Raw genomic sequence first — 25,146 nt, 5'->3', positions numbered from 1 at the left:
TCGGCAGCCGCTTAGCCTGACCAGGTCCAACCCGCCGACTGTCGCCTAGCTTTGGTCGAAGTGATTAGGGATGTTCTGAACAGTTCGCCCTGAGCTCAGAATTCCCGCTCCCTGGCTCTGCGCCTCCCGCTTCCAGCGGGTCAGAAGGGTATCGCGGATACCCAGTTCACGGGCCCCCTAGGCACAGCTGACGCCGGGCTGGCTGGCCTGCTCAACCGCACCACGCTTGAACTCGACACTGAACCTTCCTACGCTTGGACATGAACACTCCTCAGGGCCTCGATCGGCCTTCTTGTAAGTGTCCGCGATAACGGGGTAGAACCCGTTAACCTGCAGGAAAGATCTTCGTTCAATAACGTGGCTTTACGTTGGTTCATGCGAGCGTGGGGGTAAAGAACGCCGCCCCGTCAACCCGCTGGGGAGAAGGTAAGGGTTGCCACAACACCACGCGCTTCGCCCGGGCGAACATTCACCTGCCAACCGTACAGGTCGCAAAGGCGGCTGACGATCGACAGGCCGATGCCGCCGCCCTGCGAATGGCCGGCGTGGGTGCCGCGGTAGCCGCGCTGGAACAGCTTGGCGGCGTCCTCCTCACTCAGGCCTGGGCCACTGTCGATGACTTCGACCCGGTTGTCGGTGACCAGCACCCGTACCGAACCTTCCTGCGAGTATTTCACCGCGTTGCCGATCAGGTTGCCCAGAGCCACCGACAAGGCCGATTCTGGCGCATCGATGACCAACTCTCGATCGCCCTCCAGCACCAGCTCCAGCGGCTTGCCGCCCAGCTGCGCGCGGTGTGAATCCAACAGCTGCTCGGCCACCCGCGCGACATTGCTGCTGCCCTGCCCGCGCTCGTTGCGCGACAGCAGCAGCAGCGAGCCGATCAGGTCGGTGCACTGCTGTTCGGCACGCTGGATGCGCTGTAGGCGCTGCAGCACCTTCGGATCCAGGTCTGGGCGGGTCAGCAGCAGTTCGGTGGCGCCACGGATGACGGCCAGCGGGGTACGAAGTTCGTGGCTGACATCGGCATTGAATTCGCGGTCGCGCTGGACTACTTCGGTCAACCGCGCAGAATAATCATCCAGGGCCTGGGCCAGCTGCCCGACCTCGTCGTCGGGGAAACGCGGTGCCAGTGGCTCGGGATCGCCGTTGCCCCCCCGGTAAGCGCGCAGCCGCGCGGCCAGGTCCGAAACAGGTTTCATGACCTTGGAAGCCGACCACCACCCAAGCAGCAGCGACAACCCACTGAACAACAGCACGGAGAAGAACAGCGCGCGATTGAGCTGCCCTTCGCCGCGCAGACTTTCGGTCATATCGTAGGCGAGGAAGAACCACGCATCAGGGGCTTTCCGGACGGCAAGCTTGTACGAGAACGGCTTGTGACGCTCGTCCACGCCAGTTAGCTGGTAGTTGCCCGTGGCAAGGGCCGCCCACTCTGGCCACTCTTCGCGCACACGGTCGAACTTCTCGCTGGGATAGGCGAATGCACGGATCTGCTGCATGGGAATAGCGGGATTGCGCCCTGGACTCTCGTAGAACCGGCGTGCTAATTCATCGATATTACGATTCATCACGTCTTCAACGAGCTGGTTCTCCACGCGCGCGCGGGTCCAGTTCGTGGCGAACGCGAACAGCGTGGTCAGGCAGAAGCCTAACAGCACGAAGGACACGATGATGCGGCTGCGCAGCCGGCGCCGATAGGGGCCCCGGCGGCGCTCCCCCCTGCCCGTCACCGGATCAGGCTTCCGGGGCGGCGATGCGGTACCCGATACCATGGCGGGTCTGGATCAACGGCACCTCGAACGGCTTGTCCACCACGGCACGCAGGCCGTGGATGTGCACGCGCAGCGAATCCGAATCGGGCAGTTCTTCGCCCCACACGCGGGTTTCCAGCTCCTGGCGGGTCACCACCGCCGGGGCGGCTTCCATCAGCGCCTGCAGGATCTTCAGCGCAGTGGGGTTGAGCTGCAGCAGCTTGCCTTGGCGGCGAACCTCCAGGGTATCCAGGTTGTATTCCAGGTCGCCGGTTTCCAGCACCCGGGTCTGCACGCCCTTGCCGCGGCGCGACAGGGCGTTCAGACGGACCTCCACTTCCTGCAGCGCGAACGGCTTGATCAGGTAGTCGTCGGCACCGGAATCGAACCCGGCCAGTTTGTTGTCCAGCGAATCCCGTGCGGTCAGCATGAGCACCGGGGTCTGCTTGCGCGCTTCGTTGCGAAGCTTGCGGCAGACCTCGATCCCATCCATGCCCGGCAGATTGAGATCCAGCACGATCGCGTCGAACTCGTGCACAACCGCCAGGTGCAGGCCGGTCACGCCGTCGGCGGCGAAGTCCACGGTGTGGCCGCGGTCTTCAAGGTAATCGCCCAGGTTGGCGGCGATGTCGCTGTTGTCTTCAATTACAAGAATGCGCACTGGAACCTCGGGTTCGGATTAAGTCATTGCCCCCTCGCCCGCTGTGGCGCGAGGGGGCCATGGTCAGCCAATGAACGATACAGGTTCCCGTCTTAACATTTCGTACCGGTCCCAGGGCGTGAAGACGCGGTCAGTCCAGCGGGATCAACTGCGAGCGTTTCGCGTCGCGCATGTTGGTGCGGGCTGCATCTTCAGCCTGGCGGCGCTGGGCTACGGTCATGCACACGTTCTTCGGGAAATTGCTGCCCACTGTCTTTTCGCGGCGGCAGATCAGGCGACTGTCCGCATGACTGCGGGTCAGGATCGTGTTGATTTTCTCCTGCTCATTGAAGATCGCGACCTGCTTCTGGGGCGCGATCTGGTCAACGCGTTCGTAGTCGCCCATCTGTGCCTGGATCTGCTTGAGCGAGGCCTGGACAGCGCTTCTGTTCTCCAAGGTCAGCTCACTGTACTGCTCACTGGCCATGGCCAGCTCAACGTCCCGGATCTGCTCAGAGACGGGCTTTGCGCCCCCCATCTGTACGGCATCCTTGCCAGGTTTAGCCTGCGCCTGAACGGAGGCCACCAATACCAACATCAATGCGATCGAACCAATACGGTACATCTCCCTCACCCCATCCTTCCATGAACGAACGCCCACTTTACGAGTCCGTCGCGGCCGAAACAACGTTACCTCCGGCACGGCATAAAAAGGCCCGGGTGGCTGCCCACCCGGGCCTGAAGTCATTCCCGATTACCGTTGTCTGCTGAGGAGGGCAGAGCTGCGGTTCGTCGAAGCCTACGCCGGGGGCGATTAAACCGGTGTTAAAACCGCCCCGCCTGCGCCAATTAATAATCAAGCTTTTGATTTTGAAGACTTTTTTATCAGCGCCACCTGCCCCGCCACATGGTCGATGATGCGCCCGGCCAGATCGTCCTGGCTGATCCCCTCAATCCCTTCCAGGCCGGGGGTGGAGTTGACCTCAAGCACCAGCGGGCCCCGGCTGGACCGGATCAGGTCCACCCCGGCAACCCCCAGCCCCAGCGCCTTGGCCGAGCGCACCGCCACCTGCTGTTCGGCCCGGCTGGCCTTGGCCACCCGGGCGCTGCCGCCGGCATGCAGGTTGGAGCGGAAGTCGCCCTCCGGGGCCTGGCGCTGCATGGCGGCCACCACGTGGTCACCCACCACCAGGCAGCGCAGGTCGGCGCCCTGGGCCTCGCCAATGAATTCCTGCATCAGGAAGTTGGCATACAGCCCGCGCAGGGCCTCGACGATGCCGCGCGAGGCGCTGGCCTTTTCGGTCAGGATCACCCCGCGCCCCTGGGTACCCTCGTTGAGCTTCACCACATGCGGCGGCGGGCCCAGCATGGACAGCAGGTCCACGGTGTCGTCGGGGTTGTCGCCGAACACCGTCACCGGCATGTCGATGCCCTTGGAGGCCAGGATCTGGTGCGCGCGCAGCTTGTCGCGCGCGCGCAGGATGGCATCGGAGGGGTTGGGGGTACAGGCGCCCATCATTTCGAACTGGCGCAGCACGGCGGTGCCATAGCGGGTGACCGAGGCACCGATGCGCGGAATCACCGCATCCACCCCGGTGATCGGCCGGCCCTTGTAGTGCATGGTGAAGCCGTCGGCGGCAATGCGCATGTAGCAGCGCAGCGGGTCGAGCACGCGCACGGTATGCCCGCGCGAACGGGCCGCGTCCACCAGCCGCCGCGTGGAGTACAGCTTGCTGTTGCGGGAAAGGATGGCCAGTTTCATCGCGGCATGGAGGATGGGAAAGCGCGCAGCATAGCGCGTGACCTGTACCGCGTGGATGACGGGAATGACGGCCGCCTCGCGGGCAGGTTCTGGTTGATCTGGCGCTGTCGCCGCTGCGCCCAGGCATCACGCACGAAGGCATAGTCATCGAGCGCATCCTCGCGAATCGGGTCCATCGGCAGCAAGCGCGCGCGTCCCTCCACCATCTGCAACGCCATCAGCTTGTCCACGACACCCGCATTGTCAACATAGCCAAGCGGAGACATCGGCTCATCGCCAACAATGGCGATCGTGTCGCGCACCGTCCGGGGGCCGAGCAGCGGCATCACCAGGTAACGCGAATCGCGCCACCCCCAGGAGGCGAGCGTCTGCCCGAAATCCTCACCCTCAGGTCGGGTCATCCCCAGCGGCGTTGCCGGATCGAACACGCCAGCAATGCCTACCGTGCTGTTCACCAGAAACCGGCCCAATGACCGCCCGGCATGGCCTGGTCGGCCCTGCAGCGCCTGGTTGATGGCGGTGGCCGGCAGGCGGAGATTGCCGAAAAAGCGTGACACCCCCGACTGCACCGGATCCGGCACCACCTTGTCGTAGCCAACGGCCATGGGATGAAGCACCATCCGGTCAAGCGCGCTGTTGAAGCCATGCATCCTGCGGTTGAAGCGTTCCCAGGGATCGCGAATGACAGGTGCTCCATACAACTCCTGCGCATCCTGCTCGGCCTGCGCCGCCGTATCGGCCGGCGGCATGGGAGCGGCGCCGACTGCCTGCGTTCCCGCAGGCGCGCCCCCCGCAGCATCGCCCGAGGTGACACGTCCGCTGCCGGGATCATCCGGTACTGCGGGCCCGTGCTTCTGCTCGGCCCCCTGACCGGGAACCGGTTCGGATGGAACGGCCGTTGCCGAAGACGCCGCAGGCACTGTGTAAGCCGACTGCGCCGGAAGGGAGGAGGTCTTCGGCTGCGATTTGATGGCGTGACCGCTGCATGCGCTGATCATCAGCACGATGGCGGCCATCACCACGGATTGAACAGCTCTCATCGGAGTATCCCTTGTTGGCGGGCTGGCCTGCGCCACGTCGCTGGACGTGTTGTTCATGGCTCAGAATCGGTAGACATAGCCAAGCCCCAGGGATGTCTGGTTCGGCTTGTCGACCAATGGGCTGGCCTCGACTGGGCTGCCGAAGCGGATGGCCCCCAGATCGAGGAACACCATGTGATGCCGCGCAGGCGTGTAGTCCACCCGCACTCCCGCATGTACGTTGGTGGCCGCTTCGCCCTCATAAAATGGGCGTGTTGGGGTGACCTCGGAGAGGCGAACCCCGTAGTAGTAGTTGATGTACTTCGCATCAACACGCTCCACGGCGACGCGCGGCGTGACGCCAAACCTTCCAGCTGCAAAGCGTCGATCCACCTGGATCCGCGCCCGGGTACCCTTGCTCTCTGACATCGCATCGGCCAGATACTCGCCAGTAACATTGGCAAAACGTGTCTTCCACACGATCGCACCACCCGCCCACAGGCTGGCCTTGCGCTCATCCATGCCCGACAGGATCGGCGAGTCATCGGCCTCGTAGCCATCGCCTGCATAACGCGCACGCAGCCGGAGAGATAGCGCCGCCCCGTTGTAGAGTTTCACATCGAACGTAGGAACAGATGCGCTGATCCACCTGTTCTCGTAGCTGATGACCGGCATGGCGAGCGTTTGGGTGTCGAAGTCGCGATAAGGCTTTTCAAGGGCGATGACCCCTGCGCCGATGCCCCAGTTCGAGCGGATGGTTTCCGCCGCGCGCGCCTCCTTGGCATAAGTGGTGAACGCGCACGATCCTGACAGAACGATGGCCGCCATCAGCGCGCGCCCCCACGGGGCTCGCAGCGCAGGGGATTCAAAGGGTTGCTGCATGGTTGTTTCCTTTCCTTGAAGCAGGGGGAGATGCATCCGAGGGACCGCCTGGTTGAGGCGCTACCGGATCGATGCATGAGGTGCAGGTCCCCACTTGGGTGTGCGGACAGGTACGAATCCTGGGCCGCGCTGGTTAGGCGCTCTTTAGCCTTTTTAGGAATTGTTTAATTCATGGACCCGGCGGACGCGACGGATGGCTGGCGTTCATGCAAGCCATCTCGTCCGCTATTGGATGACCCTGGCGAAGAACGCCACAACCAGATAGGTTGGCAGCAGAAAAAGCGCCATCAGCGCGGTGTTCAGCAGCACCTTCAGCGCCGTATAGACCGGTCGGTTCGCTTGTCTCAGTTGTCCTCCCAAGGTGCGGAGCGGTGCCACGCGGGCGAACAACCAGGTAACCACCCCTTGGGGATCTTCGTCCGTGTTCGGCACCACCATCGCCCTTGCCAGCAACGAGTACAGCCGGTTGAACGAACGCCCGAACAGGTTCATCGGCCGATCCACGTCGCACATCAGGATCAGCCGGGGCGCATCGGAATCGTTCCGCGCGAAATGCGGATAGGTTTCGTCGAACACGAAATCGACCCCATTGCGCCAGGACATCCGCTGTCCATCCACGCAGATGTAGCATTCATCCGACTCCGGCGTTTGCAACCCCATGTGGTAGCGCAACGAGCACGCCAACGGGTCCGAATGCAACGTCAGTTCCGCACCGGCCGGAAGCACGGAGAACATGGCAGCGCGGATGCCCGGAACGCGGCTCAGCAACTTCACTGTGTCCGGGCAAAGTCGCACTGCCGACCCATGCGGCTCCCCGTACCACTTCAGGTAGAACTTCCTCCATCCTCGTTTGTGGAAGGTACGGAATCCCAGGTCGTGGAATCCGACCGATCCAGGCGCCGAAGCGGCCTCGAACGCACCGGATTCATGCAACGCAAGGGCTTCGCCCCGGATGCGCCGCCAGTTGCGACGCAGCGCGGACACACCTTCCAGGTAGTCCGCCTCCATGACGGCATGGCGTGCGCTGCGGTGGGTAGCCATGTACAACAGGCAGTTGAACGGCGCGAATACCGGCCAGCTCTTGCGCAGGTATTGGGTGAATCGCGTGTAGCGCACAACGCCGCGGAAACGGTAGACATAGGCAACGGCCGTACAGGCGAGCAACAGGATGATCGCGAGCATCAAGGAAGCAAGGTTCATGTTGAACCTCGATTGCCGGCCGTTTCGGCCCCGTCTGCCGTCTCGACGCTTCTGCTGCGGGTACATGCAATCGCTGTAGGCTTGGGAGCCTTCGCGCACGCCGTACGCGGCGCATTTGCGGGCGGCCTCTGCTTCATTCCGGTATTCCTCTCTGGGGGCTGACGCGTTCCTGTAAAGAACGTCGAACATGACGAACACGATGGGTTCGCCAGCCCAGATAGTGGCCGGACAGATTTAAGCGCTCGTTAGGCTCTTTAGGATTGCGTTAACTGCGCGGGAAACGTCACCCGCACCAACAGCCCACGGCCTTCCAGGCCGGTGCCTGTCTGGATAACAGCTCGATGCGATGCGACGATGCCGGCTACCAACGACAAGCCGATGCCGATGCCACGCACGGGTGTGTTGGCGACACGATGGAACCGCTCGAAGATCGCATCGCGGTCCGCGGCAGGAACACCAGGTCCATTGTCGGCGACCTCCAGGAAGACCGCCGGCGGATCACCCGCCTGCGCTGGGGTCACGTTGCCGCAGCGGATCAGAACATGCCCCCCTTCGGCGGTATAGCGCATCGCATTGTGCAGAAGGTTGCGCAGCAGGATGCCAATCTCGTCGATATCGCACATGATGGTGCATGACGCCAGGTTCAGGAAAAGCGAACGCTCGTTCTGGCTCGCATGCACCTCAAACTCCTGCGCGACATGCTGCACCAGTTGACTGAGGTCCGCCGGGGCACGCCTTGGTGCCTTGGCACCGGCGTTGATGCGGGCCAGGTCCAGCAGCTGTTCAGACAGCCTTGTGCTGTGCTGGGCAACAGTCAGCAGCTTCCTCAGGGCCTCATCCTTCTCTTTCGGGTCATCCTCCCGCAGTGCGATTTCGGCCTGCCCCTGCATGGTTGACAAGGGCGTACGAAGCTCGTGGGCGGCATCGCCGATGAAGCGCCGTTCTCCCTCGATGGCTTCGTCGAGCTGCTGCAACACATGGTTGAACGATTCAACCAGGGGGCTCAGTTCCTTGGGCAGTCCGTCCAGCGGTAGTGGCGTGAAGTCGAAATGCGGTCGGCGGCGCATCGCCTCCCCCAGCGCTCGCACCGGCTTGAGGGCGCTGAGGGTGACTATCCACATCGTAATGCCGACAATCACCAGCAACAGGGTTGCCTGCACGACCTCGCCCATTGCCTTATGGCGCATATCTGCATCCACCACGCTCTGCAGGTTGCCCACCTGGACGGTCACCCGCCCAGTGCTGTCAGAAGCAGAGTAGACGCGCCAATTCCTGTTCTCAACGTGGGTCGATAATGGACCGTCAACGAAGTCTGGTCGCAACGCGGTTCGCGGCGCGCCGGGTGTACTGGCCAGCAATCGGCTTCGATCCACCCAGACCTGGAACGCAAGCGGACCGCGGATGCGGTCGAGTCGAGGCGGCAACGTCAACGAAGGCTCCGTGCGCGAATCGAAGTGGCCGTCAGCGGGAATCGTCACCAGCAGCTGCGTAGCGATTGCCGCCAGCCGCTCGTCCCAGGTGCTGGTGCGGTTGAGCGACAATTTGGTCAGCACAACCGCCACGGCGATCATCCAGAACAGCGCGGTGACCCCGATGATCACCAGCACGAACTGCGCGTTCAGGGACCTGGATTTCATGCCGTAGGCTGACCCACGACGTAGCCCAGTCCATGGACTGTCCGGATCAGATCGTCACCCAGCTTGCGCCGCAACTGGTGGATGAAGACGGCGATGGTATTGCTTTCCACGCTACTGGTGGTGCCATACACAATGTCATGCAACCGGTCGCGTGTGACCACGTGCCCGGGGCGCTCGACCAGTGCAACCAACGTTCGAAATTCCTGCGCACTGAGCACGACATCGACGCCTGCTTTCGTCACTACCCGGCGGCTGCGATCGATCTGCACGTCCCCATACGTGAACACAGGCACCACCCGCCCTTGGCTGCGGCGGATGACCGAGCGGAGACGGGCCCACAGCTCATCAAACGGGAATGGTTTGACCAGGTAGTCGTCGGCCCCTGCATCGAGTCCAGCGATCCGCTCACTCAGCTGGCCACGGGCGGTCAAGATCAGCACGGGCGTGGAATCAGCTCGTGCGCGCATGCCGCGTAGAACGGCCAGCCCGGAGTCACCGGGAAGTCCGATATCGAGCATGACCGCCGCGTAGACATGATCTTCCAGCGCGGCGCGAGCGCCCGCAGCATCGCCCACGAGGTCCACATGCCAGCCACCCTGCCGCGCGCCGCCGCGGATGGTCTCGCCCAGCATCAGGTCATCTTCGACGAGAAGCAGTTTCATCGCCTGTCCGCCCTCATCCTTCCACACGCCCTTTTCACCGGTCGCCGGAACTATGGCCCATCCAGTTTAGTTTTTCTTTAAGGCACCTATGGTCATCGCCAGGAGGGTGATGCCGGGGACGCACAAGGTGACGCAAGCCTACGGAGGGCTGCGGGTCACTGGGGACGAAGAAATGGGCATATACGCCGAAAGGAAGCCCTGCACCACCAACCCGTTGCTGGAAGACGCCAGACATGGAGCGGGTGAAGGGAATCGAACCCTCGTCAGTAGCTTGGGAAGCTACAGCTCTACCATTGAGCTACACCCGCATGGTGCCCGGCAAGTTTATGCGTCGGGGCGGTAAAAAGGCAACGGGCGGCGTGGAGCCGCCCGTTGCTTTCGGCACGACCAACGGTCGTGCCCTACCGGGCCGGTGCACGGCAATTTGCCGCGCACCGCCGGGGTTCAGGCTTAGAAGCTGCCGCTGACCGTAGCGAACAGGCTGATGTCGCGGGCGCGCTTCTGCGCCGCGGTGGTGCTCATGCCGATGTTGCTGTTCAGGCCGAACAGGCTCATGCGTGCGCCCAGCACGGCGGTGGCGTAGTTCTTGTCGAACTCCAGGCCCGGCACCTTGTACGTGCCCACTTCCGGCATGGTCTGCAGCCAGGCGCTGGCCTGCTTGTCGTTCTCGAACTCGTGGTCGTAGGTGACCTGCACGTACGGCTTGATGTTGCCGCCGTCGTAACGGGCCTGCCAGCCCACGCGACCCACGGTGGAATCGGCGTCCTGGTTGGCGTAGCCCAGCGCAGTGGCACTCGGATTGGATTCGACGTAGCCATCCAGCTTGACCTGCTGCCAGATCACCGCGGCCACCGGACCGTGGCGGAAGCCGCCTTCGGTGCCGAATTCGTAACCGGCGGTCAGGGCGGCGGTCAGGTTGCTGCCTTCCGGGGAGCCGGTGTGGGTGCGTTCGGCCGGGCCCAGCTGCACGCGGCGGGTCACGTCATAGTCCAGCCAGCTGTAGCTGATCTGGCCGTTGACCCACACGTTTTCGCCATACCAGCCCGCGAACAGGCCCAGGGTGGTGTCGGACTGGGTGAAGTCGCCCTTGCTGTTGCCGAAGTCGGCGTCCATGCGGCCGTAGCCGGCGAAGCCGCCGACGACCATGCCGTCATGGGCCCAGTCGATACCGAACAGGCCGGCCGGGGCCATGCCGTCATACAGGTCGGCGTGGTCGTAACGCTGCATGTCGCCACGCAGGCCGCCCCACCAGCTCAGGCCGTCGGCCGGTCGGCCATCCAGGTGCCCGCTGACCTGGTCGGCGCGCGCACGGCCCACGGTCTGCGCCGAGTGGGTCAGGATCTGCTGGTTGCGCGGGGCTTCCAGGATGGAGAGCGTGTACTGGCCCAGCATCTGGTGGGTGGCCGTGGTGGGGTGCACGCCGTCGGCGAACACGTAGTTGTTGGCCGCGTTCGGGTTGACGTAGGCGGTCGGGTTGCAGGTCAGCGAGGAGGCCGTGGTGCAGGCCGGGCTGGTGACGTTGACGAACCCGTAGGTGCCCGGGCTGGCGACGATTTCCTGCAGGATGTGGAAGGTGTCCACCGGGATGACCTGCAGGCCGGCCGCCTTCAGGCCACCGAACAGCGCATCGTTGTAGGCCTTGGCCAGCGCAGTGCCCTGTGCCATGCCGACGTCGCCGCCGGCACGTGCGGCCGGGGTCAGGCCGATGTCCGGCAGGGTCGGCACGAGGATGTACTGCGCGCCGGCCGCCTTGAGGGTGCCCACGATGCCGACCTGGTCGGTCACTGCCGCGCCCAGGGTGGCCTGCACCGGTGCACCGGCCTGGATGGCGAACAGGTCATTGGCGCCGCCCCACACGGTGTACAGCGCGTTGGCGTCGGCCTTGCCGCCGTTGGCGGCCAGGTACTGCGCGGTCTGGGTCTTGAGCGAGTAGACCGGAACGGCCGGGGTGCCCGGGGCCAGGGTCTGGTCGGTATCCACGCCAACACGGGCGCCACCGATGGCGTAGTTGTCACCGCCCTGGCCATTGCCGTTGGCGGTGGCGTTGGTGCCGTAGTAGTCGGCCACGTACTGCGCCCACACCCAACCGGGGTTGGTGGTGAACTGGCCGGTCACCGGCTGCACGGAGGCCGGCAGCAGCGCGCGGAAGTAACCCTGGTCGGTCAGGCTGTCGCCGATGAAGACGGTCTTCGAATAGGGCGACTGCGCCATCGCCGGCACGGCGGCCAGGGCGATGGCCACGGCCATCAGGGAACGCAGGGGACGCTTGCTGAGCTGCATGGAAGAACTCCTTTCTGGGGGTGATGACGGCCGACGTACGCCGGCGCACGGTGCCATGGTTCCACTGCACCCCGGCGACATCACGCTGCGCTGCGGCATGGCCGGGGCCAGGGGCGCGCAGACGTCAGCCGGGACAGGCCAGGGCGGGCATCGGTGGGGGCGCAAGGGTACGCAGAAGTGACGACTTTGGGGGACAATCCCGCCATGAACGTCGTCAACATCGTGCTCAATGGCGATCACCGCCAGCTTCCGCAAAGTGCCACCGTCCTGGACCTGCTGCAGGCCGAACACCTGACCGAGCGTCGGGTGGCGGTGGAGGTCAATGGCGAGATCGTGACCCGCAGCCTGCATGGCAGCCATATGCTGCAGGACGGCGACATGATCGAGATCGTGCACGCGCTGGGTGGCGGCTGACGGTAGCGCCGGCCGTTGGCCGGCCCACGGATCGCCTGGGCCGGCCAACGGCCGGCGCTACCATTCGGTGTCCGTGTCCATTCCGAAGCAACCGGACAGGAATGGTCGGGTTGGGCGATAATTCGCTCATGACTGCTCATTCTTCCCCCGATTCGCTGGTGATCGCCGGCAAGACCTACGCTTCCCGCCTGCTGACCGGGACCGGCAAGTTCAAGGACCTGGACGAAACCCGCATTGCCACCGAGGCGGCCGGGGCCCGGATCGTGACCGTGGCGATCCGCCGCACGAACATCGGGCAGAACCCGGGCGAGCCGAACCTGCTGGACGTGCTGTCGCCGGACCGCTACACGATCCTGCCCAACACCGCTGGCTGCTACACCGCCGAAGACGCGGTGCGTACGTGCCGGCTGGCGCGCGAGCTGCTCGATGGCCACAACCTGACCAAGCTGGAAGTGCTGGGCGACCAGAAGACGCTGTACCCGGACGTGGTGCAGACCCTCAAGGCCGCCGAACAGCTGGTCAGGGACGGCTTCGAGGTGATGGTCTACACCTCCGATGACCCGATCCTGGCCAAGCGCCTGGAAGAGATCGGCTGCGTGGCGGTGATGCCGCTGGCCGCGCCGATCGGTTCGGGCCTGGGCATCCAGAACCGGTACAACCTGCTGGAAATCATCGAAAGCGCGAAGGTGCCGATCATCGTCGATGCCGGCGTAGGCACTGCTTCTGACGCGGCGATCGCGATGGAGCTGGGCTGCGATGGCGTGCTGATGAACACCGCCATCGCCGGTGCGCGCAACCCGGTGCTGATGGCCAGCGCCATGCGCAAGGCGGTCGAGGCCGGGCGCGAAGCGTTCCTGGCCGGGCGCATCCCGCGCAAGCGTTACGCGAGCGCGTCTTCGCCGGTGGACGGGTTGATCGGCTGATGACCAATCCCTTCGACAGCGCGGGCGCCAAGGCGCCGCCCAAGCCCTTCACCGTTACCGAAGGCCGCCGCGAGGTGCGCAGCTTCGTGTTGCGCCAGGGCCGCTTCACTCCGGCCCAGCAGCGCGCGTTCGACGACCGCTGGCCGCGCTTCGGGCTGGACTTCACCGGCGAGCCGCGCGATCTGGACGCGACCTTCGGCCGCGATGCGCACAAAGTGCTGGAAATTGGCTTCGGCAATGGCGCCGCGCTGCGCTTTGCCGCGCAGCAGGACCCCAGCCGCGATTACATCGGGCTGGAAGTGCACGCCCCCGGCGTGGGCCGCCTGCTCAATGCGCTGGCCGACGACAACGCCGACCACGTGCGCCTGTACCACCACGATGCGGTGGAGGTGCTGGAAAGGGAAATCGCCGATGGCGCGCTGGACGAAGTGCGCATCTATTTCCCCGACCCGTGGCACAAGAAGCGCCACAACAAGCGCCGTTTGATCCAGCCGGCGTTTGCCGCGCTGCTGGTGCGCAAGCTGCGCGTGGGTGGGCGGTTGCACTGCGCCACCGACTGGGAAGACTATGCCGAGCAGATGTGGGAGGTGCTCGACGCCACCGCTGGGCTGACCAACCGCGCCGGTCCGCGCGGCCAGGTCGAACGGCCGGCCTGGCGGCCGCAGACGCACTTCGAAACCCGCGGCCAGAAACTCGGCCACGGTGTGTGGGACCTGCTGTACGACCGTACCTGATCCCACCCCAAGGAACCGCACCACCCCATGGACACCACGCTGACGCTGACCACCGACATGAAGCTCGTTCTGGGGCTGGTCGGCTTCACGATGGCGATGTTCCTGTTCGAGCGCATCCGCGCCGACGTGGTGGCGCTGGTGGTGCTGGTGGTGCTGGGCGTGACCGGCCTGATCGCGCCGGAGGAAATCTTCGGCGGCTTCTCCGGTAACGCGGTGATGAGCATCATCGCCACCACCATCCTCGGTGCGGGCCTGGACCGCACCGGCGCGCTGAACCGGCTGGCGGCCTGGCTGCTGCGGCGCGGCCATGGCGTGGAAACACGGCTGCTGATGATGACCACGGCCATTGCCGGCCTGAACTCGTCCTTCATGCAGAACCCGTCGGTGATGGCGCTGTACCTGCCGGTCGCCTCGCGGCTGGTGGCGCGCACCGGGCTCACCCTGCAGCGCCTGCTGCTGCCGATCGCCGCGGCGATCGTGATGGGCGGCGCGCTGACCATGGTCGGCAACTCGCCGCTGATCCTGCTCAACGATCTGCTGGCTTCGGCCAACAACAACCTTCCTTCCGGTCTTGCCACGATCGAACCGCTGCGCATGTTCGCGCCGCTGCCGATCGGCCTGGCGCTGCTGGCCGCATCGCTGCTGTACTTCCGCTACTTCGGCGACCGCAAGCTGGTGGAAGAGGAAACGCTGGCCAACGACGGCGTCACCCCGGCCCGCACCGAAAGCTATTTCGCCAAGACCTACGGCATCGAAGGCGATGTGTTCGAACTGGTGGTCAGCGCCGAAAGCCCACTGGTGGGCATGACCCTGGGCGAGGCGGAAAACCTGCACGACGCGCCGCTGATGCTGGCGCTCAAGACCGGCAACGACACGCGGCTGTCACCGCCGGCCGAAATGCGCATCTGGGTGGGCAGCGTGCTGGGGGTGATGGGCGGCCGCCAGCAGGTGAGCGATTTTGCCCAGAACCAGTTCCTGCGCATGTCCTCGCGCCTGAAGCACCTGGGCGATCTTTTCAATCCCAGCCGCGCCGGCATTTCCGAGGCGGTGATTCCGCCCACCTCCGAGGTGATCGGCAAGAGCGCCTCGGACCTGCGCCTGCGCAAGCAGCGCGGCATCAGTCTGCTGGCGATCAACCGCGACAAGCAGGTGATCCGCGAGGACGTACGCAACGTGCCGCTGCGCGCGGGCGACATGCTGGTGTTCCACAGCATCTGGACCGACCTGGCCCAGGCCGCCAAGAGCCGCGACTTCGTGGTGGTCACCGATTACCCCAAGGGCGAGCAGCGCCCGCACAAGTTCAAGATCGCCATGTCGATCTTCGCCATCACCATCCTGATCGCGCTGACCTCCAAGCTGCCGGTGGCGCTGACGCTGATGACCGGGGTGGCCGGCATGCTGCTCACCGGCGTGCTGCGCATGGATGAGGCTTACGCCTCGATCAACTGGAAAACTGTGTTCATGATGGCCGGGCTGATTCCGCTCGGCTGGGCAATGGACAGCAGCGGCGCGGCGGCATGGGTGGCCGGCCACACGATTGACCGCCTGCCCACCGGCATTCCGGTGTGGGTGCTGGAGATCGCACTGGCGCTGCTGACCACGGTGTTCTCGCTGGTGATCAGTCATGTGGGCGCGACGATCGTGATGGTACCCATTGCGGTGAACCTGGCGCTGGCGGCCGGTGGCAGCCCGACCGCGTTTGCGCTGATCGTGGCGTTGTCGGCGTCCAACAATTTGATGACCGCGTCCAATCCAGTGATTTCGATGATCACCGGCCCGGCCAATTACACCCCGCGCGAGTTGTGGCGGGTGGGCGCGCCGTTGTCGTTGATCTACACCATTGTTGTGGTGGTGATGATCAATCTGATGTTCTAAGAGATGCCGCGTGGAACCGGTAGCGCCGGCCGTTGGCCGGCCCTCGGATTACACGCGATCTCGCATCGTCGGGGTTACGGTGATCCATGTACCGCCTGGGCCGGCCAACGGCCGGCGCTACCGTCAGGGTGCGAGGTAAACGTAGCCCTCGTGGACCTTCACCGCCACGCTGCGCAACCGGTCACCCTTGCAGGGGCCGGCCACGCAACTGCCATCATCCAGCGAGAACGACGCGCCATGCGCGGCGCAGACCAGGTCGCCAGCCTTGCTCTTGAGGAACTGCCCGGGCGCCCAATCCAGCCGCCGGCCGGCATGCGGACAGATGTTCAGCCAGCCGCGCACCCTGTCGCCGTCGCGGTACAGCACCAACGACTCGTGGTCGCCGTCAATGCATCCCTCCACCTCGGCAAATCCCCCGTCAATAATACGTTCCAGCGCGATCAGGGCAGCGGCGGGAGCAGTGGAAACAGACATGACAACGCGATCCAGAACACGGTGCGCGATTGTCGCACGCGCTCATGTGGCTGGCTCCACGATGAACACAAGTCATTGATTTAAAATAAACACGACGCGCGCTTAACGACTTTTTCACTCAATGGCATAGCACTGCCGGGATACTGGCTCCTCGCTGACTTCAGCCAAAGAACCGTCATGTACAACCGCTTCCAGTTCAACCAGTTCCGCTCCCTGTTTGCGCCGCGCAAGCCGCGCCATCCGTTGGTGCGCGTGGCGGTGGGCCTGCTCGGTCTGGCGATCCTGGCCGCGCTGGTGTTCGTGGGCGTGTTCGTGGGTGCGGCGATGATCATCGCCGGTGTGGCGTGGAAGCTGCTGGCCCAGCGCAGGCAGGCCGTGCGTGCGGCCGATCCGCAGGTGGTGGAAGGCGAGTACCGCGTGGTGCGCAAGCAGGCATTGCCGTTGTCGCGTTGAGATGTCGCCGGGCGTGGCCCGGCGCTACACTGCGTGAACCCTGTAACAGGACACGCTGATGACCGATGTAATCCCTGCCCCCGAACAGCCCCGCATCCCGGTCGCCGGTGGCGGGTCGTTTCCGGTGCGGCGCATCTACTGTGTCGGGCGCAATTTCGCCGACCACGCCAGGGAAATGGGCGCTGCGGTGCCCGCCGCCGATGATCGCGGCCGCCCGATGTTCTTCAGCAAGCCGGCCGATGCCATCGTGGTCGGCCATGACGATGTGATCCCCTACCCGCCCGCCACCCAGGACCTGCACCACGAAGTGGAACTGGTGGTGGCCATTGGCCGCGATGCGCCGGCCGGTGAGTTGCCGGTCGACCAGGCCGAGGCGCTGGTGTTCGGCTATGGGGTCGGCCTGGACCTGACCCGCCGCGACCTGCAGGCCGCGGCCAAGGCCAAGGGCCACCCCTGGGATTCGGCCAAGGGCTTCGACCATTCCGCACCGGTCAGCGAACTGGTGCCGGCCGGCGAAGTGGGCGATCTTGCCGCGCTCAACCTGTCGCTGGAAATCAATGGCGAAGTGCGCCAGCAGTCGCTGCTGGACCAGATGATCTGGAACGTGCCGGAAATCCTGCACGAGCTGTCCAGGCTGTGGGCGCTGCGTGCCGGCGACCTGGTATTCATGGGTACACCGGCCGGCGTGGCGGCACTCAAGCCCGGCGACCGTTTCAGCGCGCGCCTGGAAAACGTGGCCGAGCGGCACGGCATCATCGCCGGATGACGACACGCGCTGCGTTACGCTGCGGCGTCCTTTGATGTCCCCCCGCTACAGGAGAACCCGATGGGAATGCTGACTGAGTTCAAGGAATTTGCCATGCGTGGCAACGTCATCGACCTGGCGGTCGGTGTCGTCATCGGTGCTGCGTTCGGCAGGATCGTCACCGCGCTGGTGGACAAGATCATCATGCCGCCGCTGGGCTGGGCAATCGGCCGCGTGGACTTCTCCGAGCTGGCGTGGACGCTGGCGCCGGCACGGCTGGGACCGGATGGGCAGGAAATTCCAGCGGTGGTGATCGGCTACGGTGATTTCCTCAACACGCTGGTGCAGTTCCTCATCGTGGCGTTCGCGATCTTCATGGTGGTCAAGGTGATCAACCGCCTGGCCCGCAAGAAGGAAGCCGAACCGGCCGCACCGGCGGAAGAAGTGCTGCTGCTGCGCGAGATCCGCGACAACCTCAAGAAATAATCACCCGCCGGTGCTGCCGGTGCCTCCGGTAGCGCCGGCCGTTGGCCGGCACACATTTTAGAACCATGACCTCTCGCCCATGTGCGGCGCGGGCAGGCTGCTAAGCTCGGGGGCTTCCGCCCTGTTCCCCGGAGTCCGTCCCATGCGTCGCCGCGTCCTTGCCATCGCATCTTCCCTCGCTCTGCTGGCCGCCCCGGCATTCGCCGCGACGGGCACCACCACCCTGCCGCCGAAGTCGCTGGCCACCGCTGCCGAACTGCGTGAGCAGGCCTTGAAGGACGACACCGGCTGGAAGGTGGTCGAATCGCTCACGACCGAGATCGGTCCGCGCATCGCCGGCGGCGAAGCCGATGCCCGCGCCGTGGCCTGGGCCGAAGCCAAGTTCAAGGCGCTGGGTTTCGACAAGGTCTGGAAAGAGCCGGTGACCTTCCCCAAGTGGGAACGCCGCAGTGAACAGGCCCAGGTGGTGGGCAAGCATGCGCAGCCGCTGAGCATCACCGCACTGGGCGGCAGCCCGGGCGGCACCGTGGAAGCCGAAGTGGTGCGTTTTGCCGACCTGGCCGCGCTGCAGGCCGCGCCGGAAGGCTCGCTCAAGGGCAAGATCGCCTTCGTTGATTACCAGATGACCGCCTACCGCGACGGCCGCGATTACGGCAAGGGCGGCGCGGTGCGCAGCAAGGGCCCGTCCGAAGCGATCCGCAAGGGCGCGGTGGGCTTTGTGATGCGTTCGGCCGGTACCGATTCGCACCGCGTGCCGCACACCGGCATCACCCGTTTCGACGACGGCCTGACCCCGGTGCCGTCGGCGGCGCTGTCGGTGCCCGATGCCAACCAGCTGGCACGCCTGGTCGCACTGGGGCCGACCACGGTCAAGCTCAGCCTGGATTGCGGCTGGGATGGCACGGCCACCTCGTACAACGTGATCGGTGAGATCACCGGGCGCAGCCTGCCCAAGGAAGTAGTGGTGATCGGTGGTCACCTGGATTCCTGGGACCTGGGCACCGGCGCCATCGACGATGGTGCCGGCGTGGCGCTGACCATGGCCGCCGGCCACCTGATCGGCCAGCTCAAGCAGGCGCCCAAGCGCAGCATTCGCGTGGTGGCCTTCGCCAACGAGGAACAGGGCCTGTACGGCGGCAAGGCATATGCCGAAGCGCATGCCAAGGACATCGTGCTGCACCAGCTGGCGGCCGAGAGCGACTTCGGCGCCGGCCGCATCTATGCCTTCAACACCGGTTCGCCGAACCCGGAAAGCTCGCGCGAGGCCACTGCCCAGATTGCCGAAGTACTCAAGCCGCTGGGCATCGAGTACGCGCCGGACAAGGGTGGCCCAGGCCCGGATGTCGGCCCGCTGGCGGCCAAGGGTGGCGCGTGGGCGTGGCTGGCGCAGGACGGGACGGACTACTTCAACCTGCACCACACCGCCGACGACACGCTGGACAAGATCGAACCGGCCGCGCTGGCGCAGAACGTGGCCGCGTACACGGTATTCGCCTACCTGGCTGCCGAAGCCGATGGCGGCTTCGGCAGTGAAGCCAAGGCGACCACGCCGCCGAACGAATGACAGCGCAACGCGCTGTCACTCGGTAGAGCGGGCCTCTGGCCCGCTGTCGCCTGGTAGAGCGGGCCTCTGGCCCGCTGTCGCCTAGTAGAGCGGGCCTCTGGCCCGCTGTCGCCTGGTAGAGCGGGCCTCTGGCCCGCTGCGTCTCACCGAAGAGCCGCCGTCCAACGGACGGCGCTACCTTGCCCAGATCGTATTGTCTGGCAACGTCACTGGATCGGGACGATACACCGGGTCCTGGCCGGCACCGCGCGAGGCTTCGTAATCGCGTAGCGCGGCCAACGCCGGCTTCTGCAACAGCAGCAGGGCGATGATGTTGAGCCAGGTCATCAGGCCCACGCCGATATCACCCAGCGACCATGCCACCGTGGCGCTGTTCAACGCCGAATACAGCATGGCGCCGAGGAAACCCAGACGGAACAGCGCCATCACCCACGGCGAGTTCCGGTTGCGCAGCAGGTACACCACGTTGGTTTCGGCCGTGTAGTACAGCGCCAGGATGGTAGTGAACGCGAACGGCAGGATCGCCAGGGCGATGAACGAACGCCCGAAGCCCGGCAGGGCCGATTCGACCGCCTGCTGCACGTAGCGGGGGCCCGCTTCCAGCCCCGGCACGTTGGCCACGATCCACTGCGCCGGCGCGGCCGGGTCATGCACGTTGTAGGTGCCGGCCGACAGGATCAGGAACGCCGTGGCGCTGCACACCACCATGGTGTCGATGTACACCGAGCACGCCTGCACCAGGCCCTGCTTGACCGGGTGCGAGACTTCCGCCGCCGCCGCCGGGTGCGCACCGCTGCCCATGCCCGCTTCGTTGGACATCACGCCACGGCGCACACCCCACTGGATGGCCGTGCCGATCATCGCGCCGAACGCGGCATCCTGCCCGAAGGCACTGCGCACGATGATGCTGAACATCTCCGGCACCGCATCCAGGTTGAGGGCCATTACCAGCGCCGCCACAAGCAGATAGCCCAGCGCCATGAACGGCACGATGACCTGGGCGACCTGGGCGATGCGGCGCACGCCACCGAAGATGACCATCGCCACCACGGTGCCGATGCCGGCGGCGGTGATCCAGCCCGGTGCCGCCCACGCTTCGTCGAGGGCACTGACGATGGCGTTGGACTGGGTGCCCGGCAGCAACAAGCCACAACCGACCACCGTGCTGAGCGCGAACAGCACCGCATACCAGCGTTTGCCCAGCCCCTTCTCGATGTAGTACGCCGGACCGCCACGGTACATGCCGTTGCTGTCGCGCTGTTTGTAGATCTGCGCCAGGGTGGATTCGACGAAGGCGCTGGACGCACCGAGGAAGGCCACGATCCACATCCAGAAGATCGCGCCGGGCCCACCGTAGGCGATGGCCATCGCCACACCGGCGATGTTGCCTACGCCCACCCGGCTGGACAGCGACAGGCTCAACGCCTGGAACGAAGACACGCCCGCCGCCGAACTGCGCCCCTGGAACATCAGCTTGAGCATCTCGGGCAGCCCGCGCAGCTGGATGAAGCGGGTGCGCACACTGAAGTACAGGCCGACCAGCAGGCACAGCCCGACCAGCGCCGGGCTCCAGACGATGCCCAGCAGGCGGGCGACAATGTCATCGAGGCCCATCAGAAGAACATGCCCAGGGCGACCTGCGGATTGATGTAGCTGCCGGTGTTGCGCCCGGCAACGGTGAACTCGACGCCGGCGATCAGCCCGACGCTGGGGCTGAAGTGATACTGCACCGCCGGCGCCAGGGTGACGTTGCGGCTGCCGGGATGACGCTCGTCGATGCGCTGCATGGTGCCGTCGGCACCGGGTGCGTAACCGCTGAGGTGGCGGTCGCTCTGCCGGCTCACCGCGAACTCGAACACGCCCACCCACCTGGAGTTGAAGCTGTACTCGCCGGCCGCCGACAGCCCGATCAGCGAACCCGGCGCGACGTTGCCGCGGAAGCCATCGGGGGTGTCGTACACGCTGTGGTCGTTGATGGCCACGCGCGCCGGTGCCGGGCTGGCGCTGAGCTGGCCGCGCCAGCGCAGCGGGCGACCGTTGGGCAGCCATACCACCTGCTGCATGCCCAACCCGAAGGTGGTGCGCTGCACGCCATCGCCCTGCGCGTTGAGCGGGTTGCCATCGATGCGGTCGTAGCTGCCGGTGGCGTAGCGCTGGCTCAGCGACACGGAAATCGCAGGACGGGTGCCATCTTCATTCGGCGCCTGCAGCAGGTACTGCACCATCGCCGTGGTATCGCCGGCACGGAAGCCGCGGCTGCGGTCGCTGCCGGTCTCGGCGCGCGATGCGCTGAGGTTGACCTGCGCGGTCACGCGCTGGCCCAGGCCGTAGGCGATCGGCACCACGGTCAGCCAGGCGGCGCTGCGGCCGTCGCTGTCATGGCGGCGGCCTTCGCCGTCGAAGTAGCGGTCACTGTCGATGCGGATCAGGTACGGCTCGATGAAGGCATTGCCTTTGGGCAGGCCGGCCGGATTGGGGGTGATCAGCGGCCCCATGAAATTGACGCCGTCGAGCGTGTGCTCGGCCGCCTGTGCCGCGGCGGGCAGCAGGCCGGCGATCAGGGCGAAGGAAATGGGGCGCAGGGAACGCAGCGCATCGAATGTCATGAAATGCCTCATTGGTAACAGAGTGATGCGGCAAGCCAATCCGCCGCACCGGCAATCTGTACAGGAAGTCATCTCGGAAAAATCGGTAAATCACGCGAATAGTGCGTTCTGTGCGCGGGCGCACGCACGAAGATGCCTTTCGCGCCATGCACATTTTTCTGCGGAAATTCCCTATGAAACGCGCTTCCGGATTTCAATCCCGAGCGGCCCGAAACGTCACTGCGCGCACACGTTGGTGGAACCGGTGCGCAGGCCCGAGATGTCGTATTCCACCCTTGAGCACTGCGATGGGGAACAAAAAAAGCCCGGCCAGATGGCCGGGCTACCGGGATTCATCACACCCCACGCGGTGAGCGCCACGGAACAGACCGTGATCCGGACAACGGCGCCGCACTGGGTGGGTGTCTCTCCTCACCTACGCAGTACGGCGCCACTTGGCACTGTGACGCAGCACGAAGGCTGCGCACCATGCGAAAAATCCGAATCGACTGTAGGCACTACTTCATTGGAGAAGTCGATCACATCGCGTAGGGCAGCGCGCCTGCGTTACCCCGATCAAAGCAACGATGACCAACGGCCATCGCCTACCGCTGTGCGTACCAGTACGACAGCAACACGGCTGTTGCCGATGCGACATTGAGGCTCTCTACTGCACCACTACCTGGAATGGAAACCTGCAGATCGCAGGTCTGTGCCAGCGCACGATCCATGCCTTCGCCTTCGGCGCCCATCACGTACACCAGTCGCGCCGGCAACGTGCTCTTGAACAGGTCCGCACCGCCTTCCACCAGCGTGGCGGCAAGACCAAAGCCATCGGCACGCAGTGCGTCCATCGCCTGCGGCAGCGCCGGCAGCCGCACCAGCGGTACTACTTCGGCGCCACCTTCTGCCACGCGCGCCGCCGCGCCGGACAACGCCAGCGTGGAATCGGGCGGCAACAGCAGCCCGGCCACGCCGAAGTGCGCGGCCGAACGCAGGATGGCGCCGAAGTTGTGCGGGTTGCCCACGCCATCCAGCCACAACGCCAGCGCCGGTTTGCCGGCCGGCAGCGCAGCCAGCCATTCGCCCAGCTCCAGCATCGGCGCACGCAGCACATCGGCCACGACGCCTTCGTGGTGGGTGGTGGTGGCCAGTTTGTTGAGGTCGCCCTCCTCCACCACGCGGTAGCCGACGCGGTTGGCCACGCACCACTTCAGCAGCGGCTGCAACTGTGGAATCAGCGCCTCGGCCAGGTACAGCTTGCGCAGTGCCTGCGGCCGGCGTTCGAACAGTGCCTGCACGGCATTCCAGCCATACAGGCGCAGCTCGTCGTTGCCGCGCCCCGGCGGTGGCGGGGTGCCACCTTCGCGCGGCGGCAGCGGGGTGGCCCGAGGCGGTCGCGAGGACGGGCGGCGGGCGTTTTTCCAGGGGTCATTCACTACGGGACGGCTCCAGCTTGCGGTGACGCCAGAAATCGGCGTTCTTGATGCCCAGGGCATCGGGGTCGAAGGTCGGATCCAGGCCGAGTTTCTTCTGGCGCTCGTAATCGCGCAGGGCCAGCAGCGCCGGCTTCTGCACGATCAGGATGGCGATGATGTTCAACCAGGCCATCAGGCCCACGCCGATGTCGCCCAGCGCCCACGCCATCTTGGCGTTGTGGATGGCGCCGAACACCACCATGCCGATGATGCCCAGGCGCAGCGCCAGCACGGTGAGCGGGCGCTTGCGGTTGTGGTTGATGTAGCTGAGGTTGGTTTCGGCCATGTAGTAGTAGGCCATGATGGTGGTGAAGGCGAAGAAGAAGATCGCCATCGCCACGAAGGCCGAACCCCAACCCGGCAGCACGGTTTCCACCGCCGCCTGCGCGTAGCCCGCGCCTTCGGCAACACCGGCCAGGCCGGCAAACACCGGTTCGGCGCCGGCCACCGGCGAGTACACGTTGTAGGTGCCCGCGGCCAGGATCAGGAACGCGGTCGAGGTGCACACCATCATGGTGTCGAAATACACCGCAAAGGCCTGCACGTAACCCTGTTTGGCGGGGTGCGAAACCTCCGACGCCGCAGCGGCGTGCGGGCCGGTGCCCTGCCCTGCTTCGTTGGCGTAGATGCCGCGCTTGACGCCCCATTCCACGGCCAGGCCCATCATTGCGCCGAACGCGGCGTGGGCGCCGAAGGCGCTGCTGAACACGGTGCGGAACATGTCCGGCACGCGATCGGCATTGAGGATCATGATGGTGATGGCCATCAGGATGAAACCGCCGGCCATGAACGGCACCACCACTTCGGCGAAGTTGGCGATGCGCTTGACGCCGCCAAAGATCACCACGCCCAGCAGCAGGGCCACGGCGATGCCGATGCCCAGCTTGAGCGCCTGCACCGATTCCATGCCCATCACCTGGCCATCCAGCGGCCCGCACAGCGCGCCGCCACGGCAGGCGTTGATGATGCTGTCGGCGATGGCATTGGCCTGCACGCCGGGCATCAGGAAGCCAGCGGCAACGATCGTGGCCATGGCGAAGGCCATCGCATACCACTTCAGGCCCATGGCCTTTTCGATGTAGTACGCCGGGCCGCCGCGATAGCGGCCTTCGGCATCCTTGGTCTTGTAGATCTGCGCCAGGGTGCACTCGACATACGAGGTGGATGCGCCCAGGAAGCCCATCACCCACATCCAGAAGATCGCACCGGGACCACCGAAGGCGATCGCGGTGGCCACACCGGCGATATTGCCGATGCCCATGCGGCCGGCCATGGACATGGCCAGCGCCTGGAACGAAGACACGCCGGCGTCGGACTTTTCGCCCTGTACGGTCAGGCGGCACATTTCGAAGAATCCGCGCAGCTGCATGAAGCGCGTGCGGGCACTGAAGTACAGGCCTGCAGCCAGGCACAGGAAAATCAGCGCCTTGCTCCAGATGATGCCATTGATGAACTCAACTACTGCTTCCACGCGCTCTCTCCAGTCGGCGGAAAATGAAGGACGTCCCGTCGGCTGGAAGGGACCCGGTCGATTCTCCATGATCGCGGCTCAGCCCGATAGGGCCGATAGGCCCGATAA

23 protein-coding genes, 1 tRNA gene and 1 pseudogene are annotated in these 25,146 nt (G+C 65.2%); 8 read left to right on the top strand and 17 right to left on the bottom strand.

The genetic code is table 11. The features are described 5' to 3' along the window. Window positions 1-81 precede the first annotated feature (81 nt). From WIX41_RS13180 to WIX41_RS13125, 12 genes and pseudogenes are all read right to left on the bottom strand, one after another. Window positions 82-262: pseudogene (locus WIX41_RS13180) on the bottom strand (transposase); the annotation flags it as partial. Window positions 263-407: 145 nt separating this feature from the next. Then, complete coding sequence (locus tag WIX41_RS13175; protein WP_339448225.1) at window positions 408-1,733, bottom strand: sensor histidine kinase; 1,326 nt, start codon at window positions 1,731-1,733, stop codon at window positions 408-410. Between the two features lie 4 nt (window positions 1,734-1,737). Beyond that, window positions 1,738-2,415 carry a response regulator transcription factor gene (locus WIX41_RS13170; RefSeq protein ID WP_017356179.1) on the bottom strand — a complete coding sequence of 226 codons (678 nt, stop codon included), beginning with the start codon at window positions 2,413-2,415 and terminating at the stop codon, window positions 1,738-1,740. Window positions 2,416-2,545: 130 nt separating this feature from the next. Continuing rightward, the gene (locus WIX41_RS13165; RefSeq protein ID WP_339448221.1) at window positions 2,546-3,019 is read right to left on the bottom strand and encodes a hypothetical protein; all 474 of its coding nucleotides are present in this window, start codon (window positions 3,017-3,019) and stop codon (window positions 2,546-2,548) included. Between the two features lie 231 nt (window positions 3,020-3,250). Further along, window positions 3,251-4,156: a 30S ribosomal protein S6--L-glutamate ligase gene (rimK, locus tag WIX41_RS13160; RefSeq protein ID WP_339448219.1), complete on the bottom strand. Its 906-nt coding sequence runs from the start codon at window positions 4,154-4,156 to the stop codon at window positions 3,251-3,253. Further along, entirely contained in the window at window positions 4,153-5,253 is a 1,101-nt protein-coding gene (locus WIX41_RS13155; protein ID WP_339448217.1) for an MlaA family lipoprotein, read from the bottom strand. The genes rimK and WIX41_RS13155 overlap by 4 nt, the downstream gene beginning before the upstream one ends. A gap of 3 nt (window positions 5,254-5,256) precedes the next feature. Continuing rightward, window positions 5,257-6,057, bottom strand: a complete 801-nt coding sequence (locus tag WIX41_RS13150; protein ID WP_339448215.1) for a MipA/OmpV family protein — start codon at window positions 6,055-6,057, stop codon at window positions 5,257-5,259. A 225-nt stretch (window positions 6,058-6,282) separates the two neighbouring features. Then, entirely contained in the window at window positions 6,283-7,446 is a 1,164-nt protein-coding gene (locus tag WIX41_RS13145) for an aspartyl/asparaginyl beta-hydroxylase domain-containing protein (RefSeq protein ID WP_339448214.1), read from the bottom strand. Between the two features lie 65 nt (window positions 7,447-7,511). Next, window positions 7,512-8,894, bottom strand: coding sequence for a sensor histidine kinase (locus WIX41_RS13140; RefSeq protein WP_339448213.1), 1,383 nt, complete (start codon window positions 8,892-8,894; stop codon window positions 7,512-7,514). Beyond that, window positions 8,891-9,556 (bottom strand): response regulator, encoded by a 666-nt coding sequence (locus tag WIX41_RS13135; protein WP_214901655.1) that lies wholly within the window; start codon window positions 9,554-9,556, stop codon window positions 8,891-8,893. Before WIX41_RS13135 ends, WIX41_RS13140 begins: the two co-directional genes overlap by 4 nt. A 234-nt stretch (window positions 9,557-9,790) precedes the next feature. Next, a tRNA-Gly gene (locus WIX41_RS13130) sits at window positions 9,791-9,864 on the bottom strand. A 142-nt stretch (window positions 9,865-10,006) separates the two neighbouring features. Beyond that, window positions 10,007-11,803 carry an autotransporter outer membrane beta-barrel domain-containing protein gene (locus tag WIX41_RS13125; protein ID WP_409187503.1) on the bottom strand — a complete coding sequence of 599 codons (1,797 nt, stop codon included), beginning with the start codon at window positions 11,801-11,803 and terminating at the stop codon, window positions 10,007-10,009. A 237-nt stretch (window positions 11,804-12,040) separates the two neighbouring features. Here WIX41_RS13125 and thiS point away from each other — a divergent pair, with 237 nt between their 5' ends. From thiS to WIX41_RS13105, 4 genes are all read left to right on the top strand, one after another. Beyond that, window positions 12,041-12,250: a sulfur carrier protein ThiS gene (gene thiS / locus WIX41_RS13120; RefSeq protein ID WP_339448210.1), complete on the top strand. Its 210-nt coding sequence runs from the start codon at window positions 12,041-12,043 to the stop codon at window positions 12,248-12,250. 128 nt (window positions 12,251-12,378) lie between these two features. Continuing rightward, window positions 12,379-13,173, top strand: coding sequence for a thiazole synthase (locus WIX41_RS13115; protein ID WP_339448209.1), 795 nt, complete (start codon window positions 12,379-12,381; stop codon window positions 13,171-13,173). After that, complete coding sequence (trmB, locus tag WIX41_RS13110; protein WP_339448208.1) at window positions 13,173-13,907, top strand: tRNA (guanosine(46)-N7)-methyltransferase TrmB; 735 nt, start codon at window positions 13,173-13,175, stop codon at window positions 13,905-13,907. The genes WIX41_RS13115 and trmB overlap by 1 nt, the downstream gene beginning before the upstream one ends. A gap of 27 nt (window positions 13,908-13,934) precedes the next feature. Continuing rightward, window positions 13,935-15,782, top strand: a complete 1,848-nt coding sequence (locus tag WIX41_RS13105; RefSeq protein ID WP_339448207.1) for an SLC13 family permease — start codon at window positions 13,935-13,937, stop codon at window positions 15,780-15,782. Between the two features lie 123 nt (window positions 15,783-15,905). On the opposite strand, the gene WIX41_RS13100 is transcribed toward WIX41_RS13105, so the two are convergent. Further along, window positions 15,906-16,256 carry a Rieske (2Fe-2S) protein gene (locus tag WIX41_RS13100; RefSeq protein WP_339448206.1) on the bottom strand — a complete coding sequence of 117 codons (351 nt, stop codon included), beginning with the start codon at window positions 16,254-16,256 and terminating at the stop codon, window positions 15,906-15,908. Window positions 16,257-16,433: 177 nt separating this feature from the next. Between WIX41_RS13100 and WIX41_RS13095 the strand changes: the two genes are divergently transcribed. The 4 genes from WIX41_RS13095 to WIX41_RS13080 all read left to right on the top strand — a co-directional run bounded on the left by WIX41_RS13095 (window position 16,434) and on the right by WIX41_RS13080 (window position 19,504). Next, window positions 16,434-16,709 carry a hypothetical protein gene (locus WIX41_RS13095; RefSeq protein ID WP_339448205.1) on the top strand — a complete coding sequence of 92 codons (276 nt, stop codon included), beginning with the start codon at window positions 16,434-16,436 and terminating at the stop codon, window positions 16,707-16,709. A 55-nt stretch (window positions 16,710-16,764) separates the two neighbouring features. Beyond that, window positions 16,765-17,475, top strand: coding sequence for a fumarylacetoacetate hydrolase family protein (locus WIX41_RS13090; protein WP_409187502.1), 711 nt, complete (start codon window positions 16,765-16,767; stop codon window positions 17,473-17,475). Between the two features lie 60 nt (window positions 17,476-17,535). Then, window positions 17,536-17,940: a large-conductance mechanosensitive channel protein MscL gene (mscL, locus tag WIX41_RS13085; protein WP_339448203.1), complete on the top strand. Its 405-nt coding sequence runs from the start codon at window positions 17,536-17,538 to the stop codon at window positions 17,938-17,940. Between the two features lie 142 nt (window positions 17,941-18,082). After that, the gene (locus WIX41_RS13080; RefSeq protein WP_339448202.1) at window positions 18,083-19,504 is read left to right on the top strand and encodes a M28 family peptidase; all 1,422 of its coding nucleotides are present in this window, start codon (window positions 18,083-18,085) and stop codon (window positions 19,502-19,504) included. A gap of 174 nt (window positions 19,505-19,678) precedes the next feature. Here the strand turns inward: WIX41_RS13080 and WIX41_RS13075 are convergent, their stop codons facing one another. From WIX41_RS13075 to WIX41_RS13060, 4 genes are all read right to left on the bottom strand, one after another. Then, window positions 19,679-21,118, bottom strand: a complete 1,440-nt coding sequence (locus tag WIX41_RS13075) for an alanine/glycine:cation symporter family protein (protein WP_339448200.1) — start codon at window positions 21,116-21,118, stop codon at window positions 19,679-19,681. Next, window positions 21,118-22,110 (bottom strand): hypothetical protein, encoded by a 993-nt coding sequence (locus tag WIX41_RS13070; RefSeq protein ID WP_339448198.1) that lies wholly within the window; start codon window positions 22,108-22,110, stop codon window positions 21,118-21,120. The genes WIX41_RS13075 and WIX41_RS13070 overlap by 1 nt, the downstream gene beginning before the upstream one ends. 584 nt (window positions 22,111-22,694) lie before the next feature. After that, a complete protein-coding gene (locus WIX41_RS13065; protein WP_339448196.1) occupies window positions 22,695-23,528 on the bottom strand; it encodes a TrmH family RNA methyltransferase in 834 nt (277 codons plus the stop codon). Next, the gene (locus WIX41_RS13060; protein ID WP_339448194.1) at window positions 23,521-25,038 is read right to left on the bottom strand and encodes an alanine/glycine:cation symporter family protein; all 1,518 of its coding nucleotides are present in this window, start codon (window positions 25,036-25,038) and stop codon (window positions 23,521-23,523) included. Before WIX41_RS13060 ends, WIX41_RS13065 begins: the two co-directional genes overlap by 8 nt. Window positions 25,039-25,146: the final 108 nt, after the last annotated feature.

The sequence above is a fragment of the Stenotrophomonas sp. AB1(2024) genome, from assembly GCF_037482345.1.
Taxonomy (GTDB): domain Bacteria; phylum Pseudomonadota; class Gammaproteobacteria; order Xanthomonadales; family Xanthomonadaceae; genus Stenotrophomonas.
Note: the sequence above shows the minus strand (reverse complement) of the source record. Positions and strands in the feature narration are given on the sequence as shown.

Coding starts and splice junctions, on each gene's coding strand:
- WIX41_RS13115 (WP_339448209.1), top strand. CDS start 12,379: ATGACTGCTCATTCTTCCCCCGATTCGCTGGTGATCGCCGGCAAGACC.
- thiS (WP_339448210.1), top strand. CDS start 12,041: ATGAACGTCGTCAACATCGTGCTCAATGGCGATCACCGCCAGCTTCCG.
- rimK (WP_339448219.1), bottom strand. CDS start 4,156: ATGAAACTGGCCATCCTTTCCCGCAACAGCAAGCTGTACTCCACGCGG.
- WIX41_RS13125 (WP_409187503.1), bottom strand. CDS start 11,803: ATGGCCGTGGCCATCGCCCTGGCCGCCGTGCCGGCGATGGCGCAGTCG.
- WIX41_RS13095 (WP_339448205.1), top strand. CDS start 16,434: ATGTACAACCGCTTCCAGTTCAACCAGTTCCGCTCCCTGTTTGCGCCG.
- WIX41_RS13070 (WP_339448198.1), bottom strand. CDS start 22,110: ATGACATTCGATGCGCTGCGTTCCCTGCGCCCCATTTCCTTCGCCCTG.
- WIX41_RS13105 (WP_339448207.1), top strand. CDS start 13,935: ATGGACACCACGCTGACGCTGACCACCGACATGAAGCTCGTTCTGGGG.
- WIX41_RS13080 (WP_339448202.1), top strand. CDS start 18,083: ATGCGTCGCCGCGTCCTTGCCATCGCATCTTCCCTCGCTCTGCTGGCC.
- trmB (WP_339448208.1), top strand. CDS start 13,173: ATGACCAATCCCTTCGACAGCGCGGGCGCCAAGGCGCCGCCCAAGCCC.
- WIX41_RS13100 (WP_339448206.1), bottom strand. CDS start 16,256: ATGTCTGTTTCCACTGCTCCCGCCGCTGCCCTGATCGCGCTGGAACGT.
- WIX41_RS13075 (WP_339448200.1), bottom strand. CDS start 21,118: ATGGGCCTCGATGACATTGTCGCCCGCCTGCTGGGCATCGTCTGGAGC.
- WIX41_RS13140 (WP_339448213.1), bottom strand. CDS start 8,894: ATGAAATCCAGGTCCCTGAACGCGCAGTTCGTGCTGGTGATCATCGGG.
- WIX41_RS13155 (WP_339448217.1), bottom strand. CDS start 5,253: ATGAACAACACGTCCAGCGACGTGGCGCAGGCCAGCCCGCCAACAAGG.
- WIX41_RS13145 (WP_339448214.1), bottom strand. CDS start 7,446: ATGTTCGACGTTCTTTACAGGAACGCGTCAGCCCCCAGAGAGGAATAC.
- WIX41_RS13150 (WP_339448215.1), bottom strand. CDS start 6,057: ATGCAGCAACCCTTTGAATCCCCTGCGCTGCGAGCCCCGTGGGGGCGC.
- mscL (WP_339448203.1), top strand. CDS start 17,536: ATGGGAATGCTGACTGAGTTCAAGGAATTTGCCATGCGTGGCAACGTC.
- WIX41_RS13135 (WP_214901655.1), bottom strand. CDS start 9,556: ATGAAACTGCTTCTCGTCGAAGATGACCTGATGCTGGGCGAGACCATC.
- WIX41_RS13165 (WP_339448221.1), bottom strand. CDS start 3,019: ATGTACCGTATTGGTTCGATCGCATTGATGTTGGTATTGGTGGCCTCC.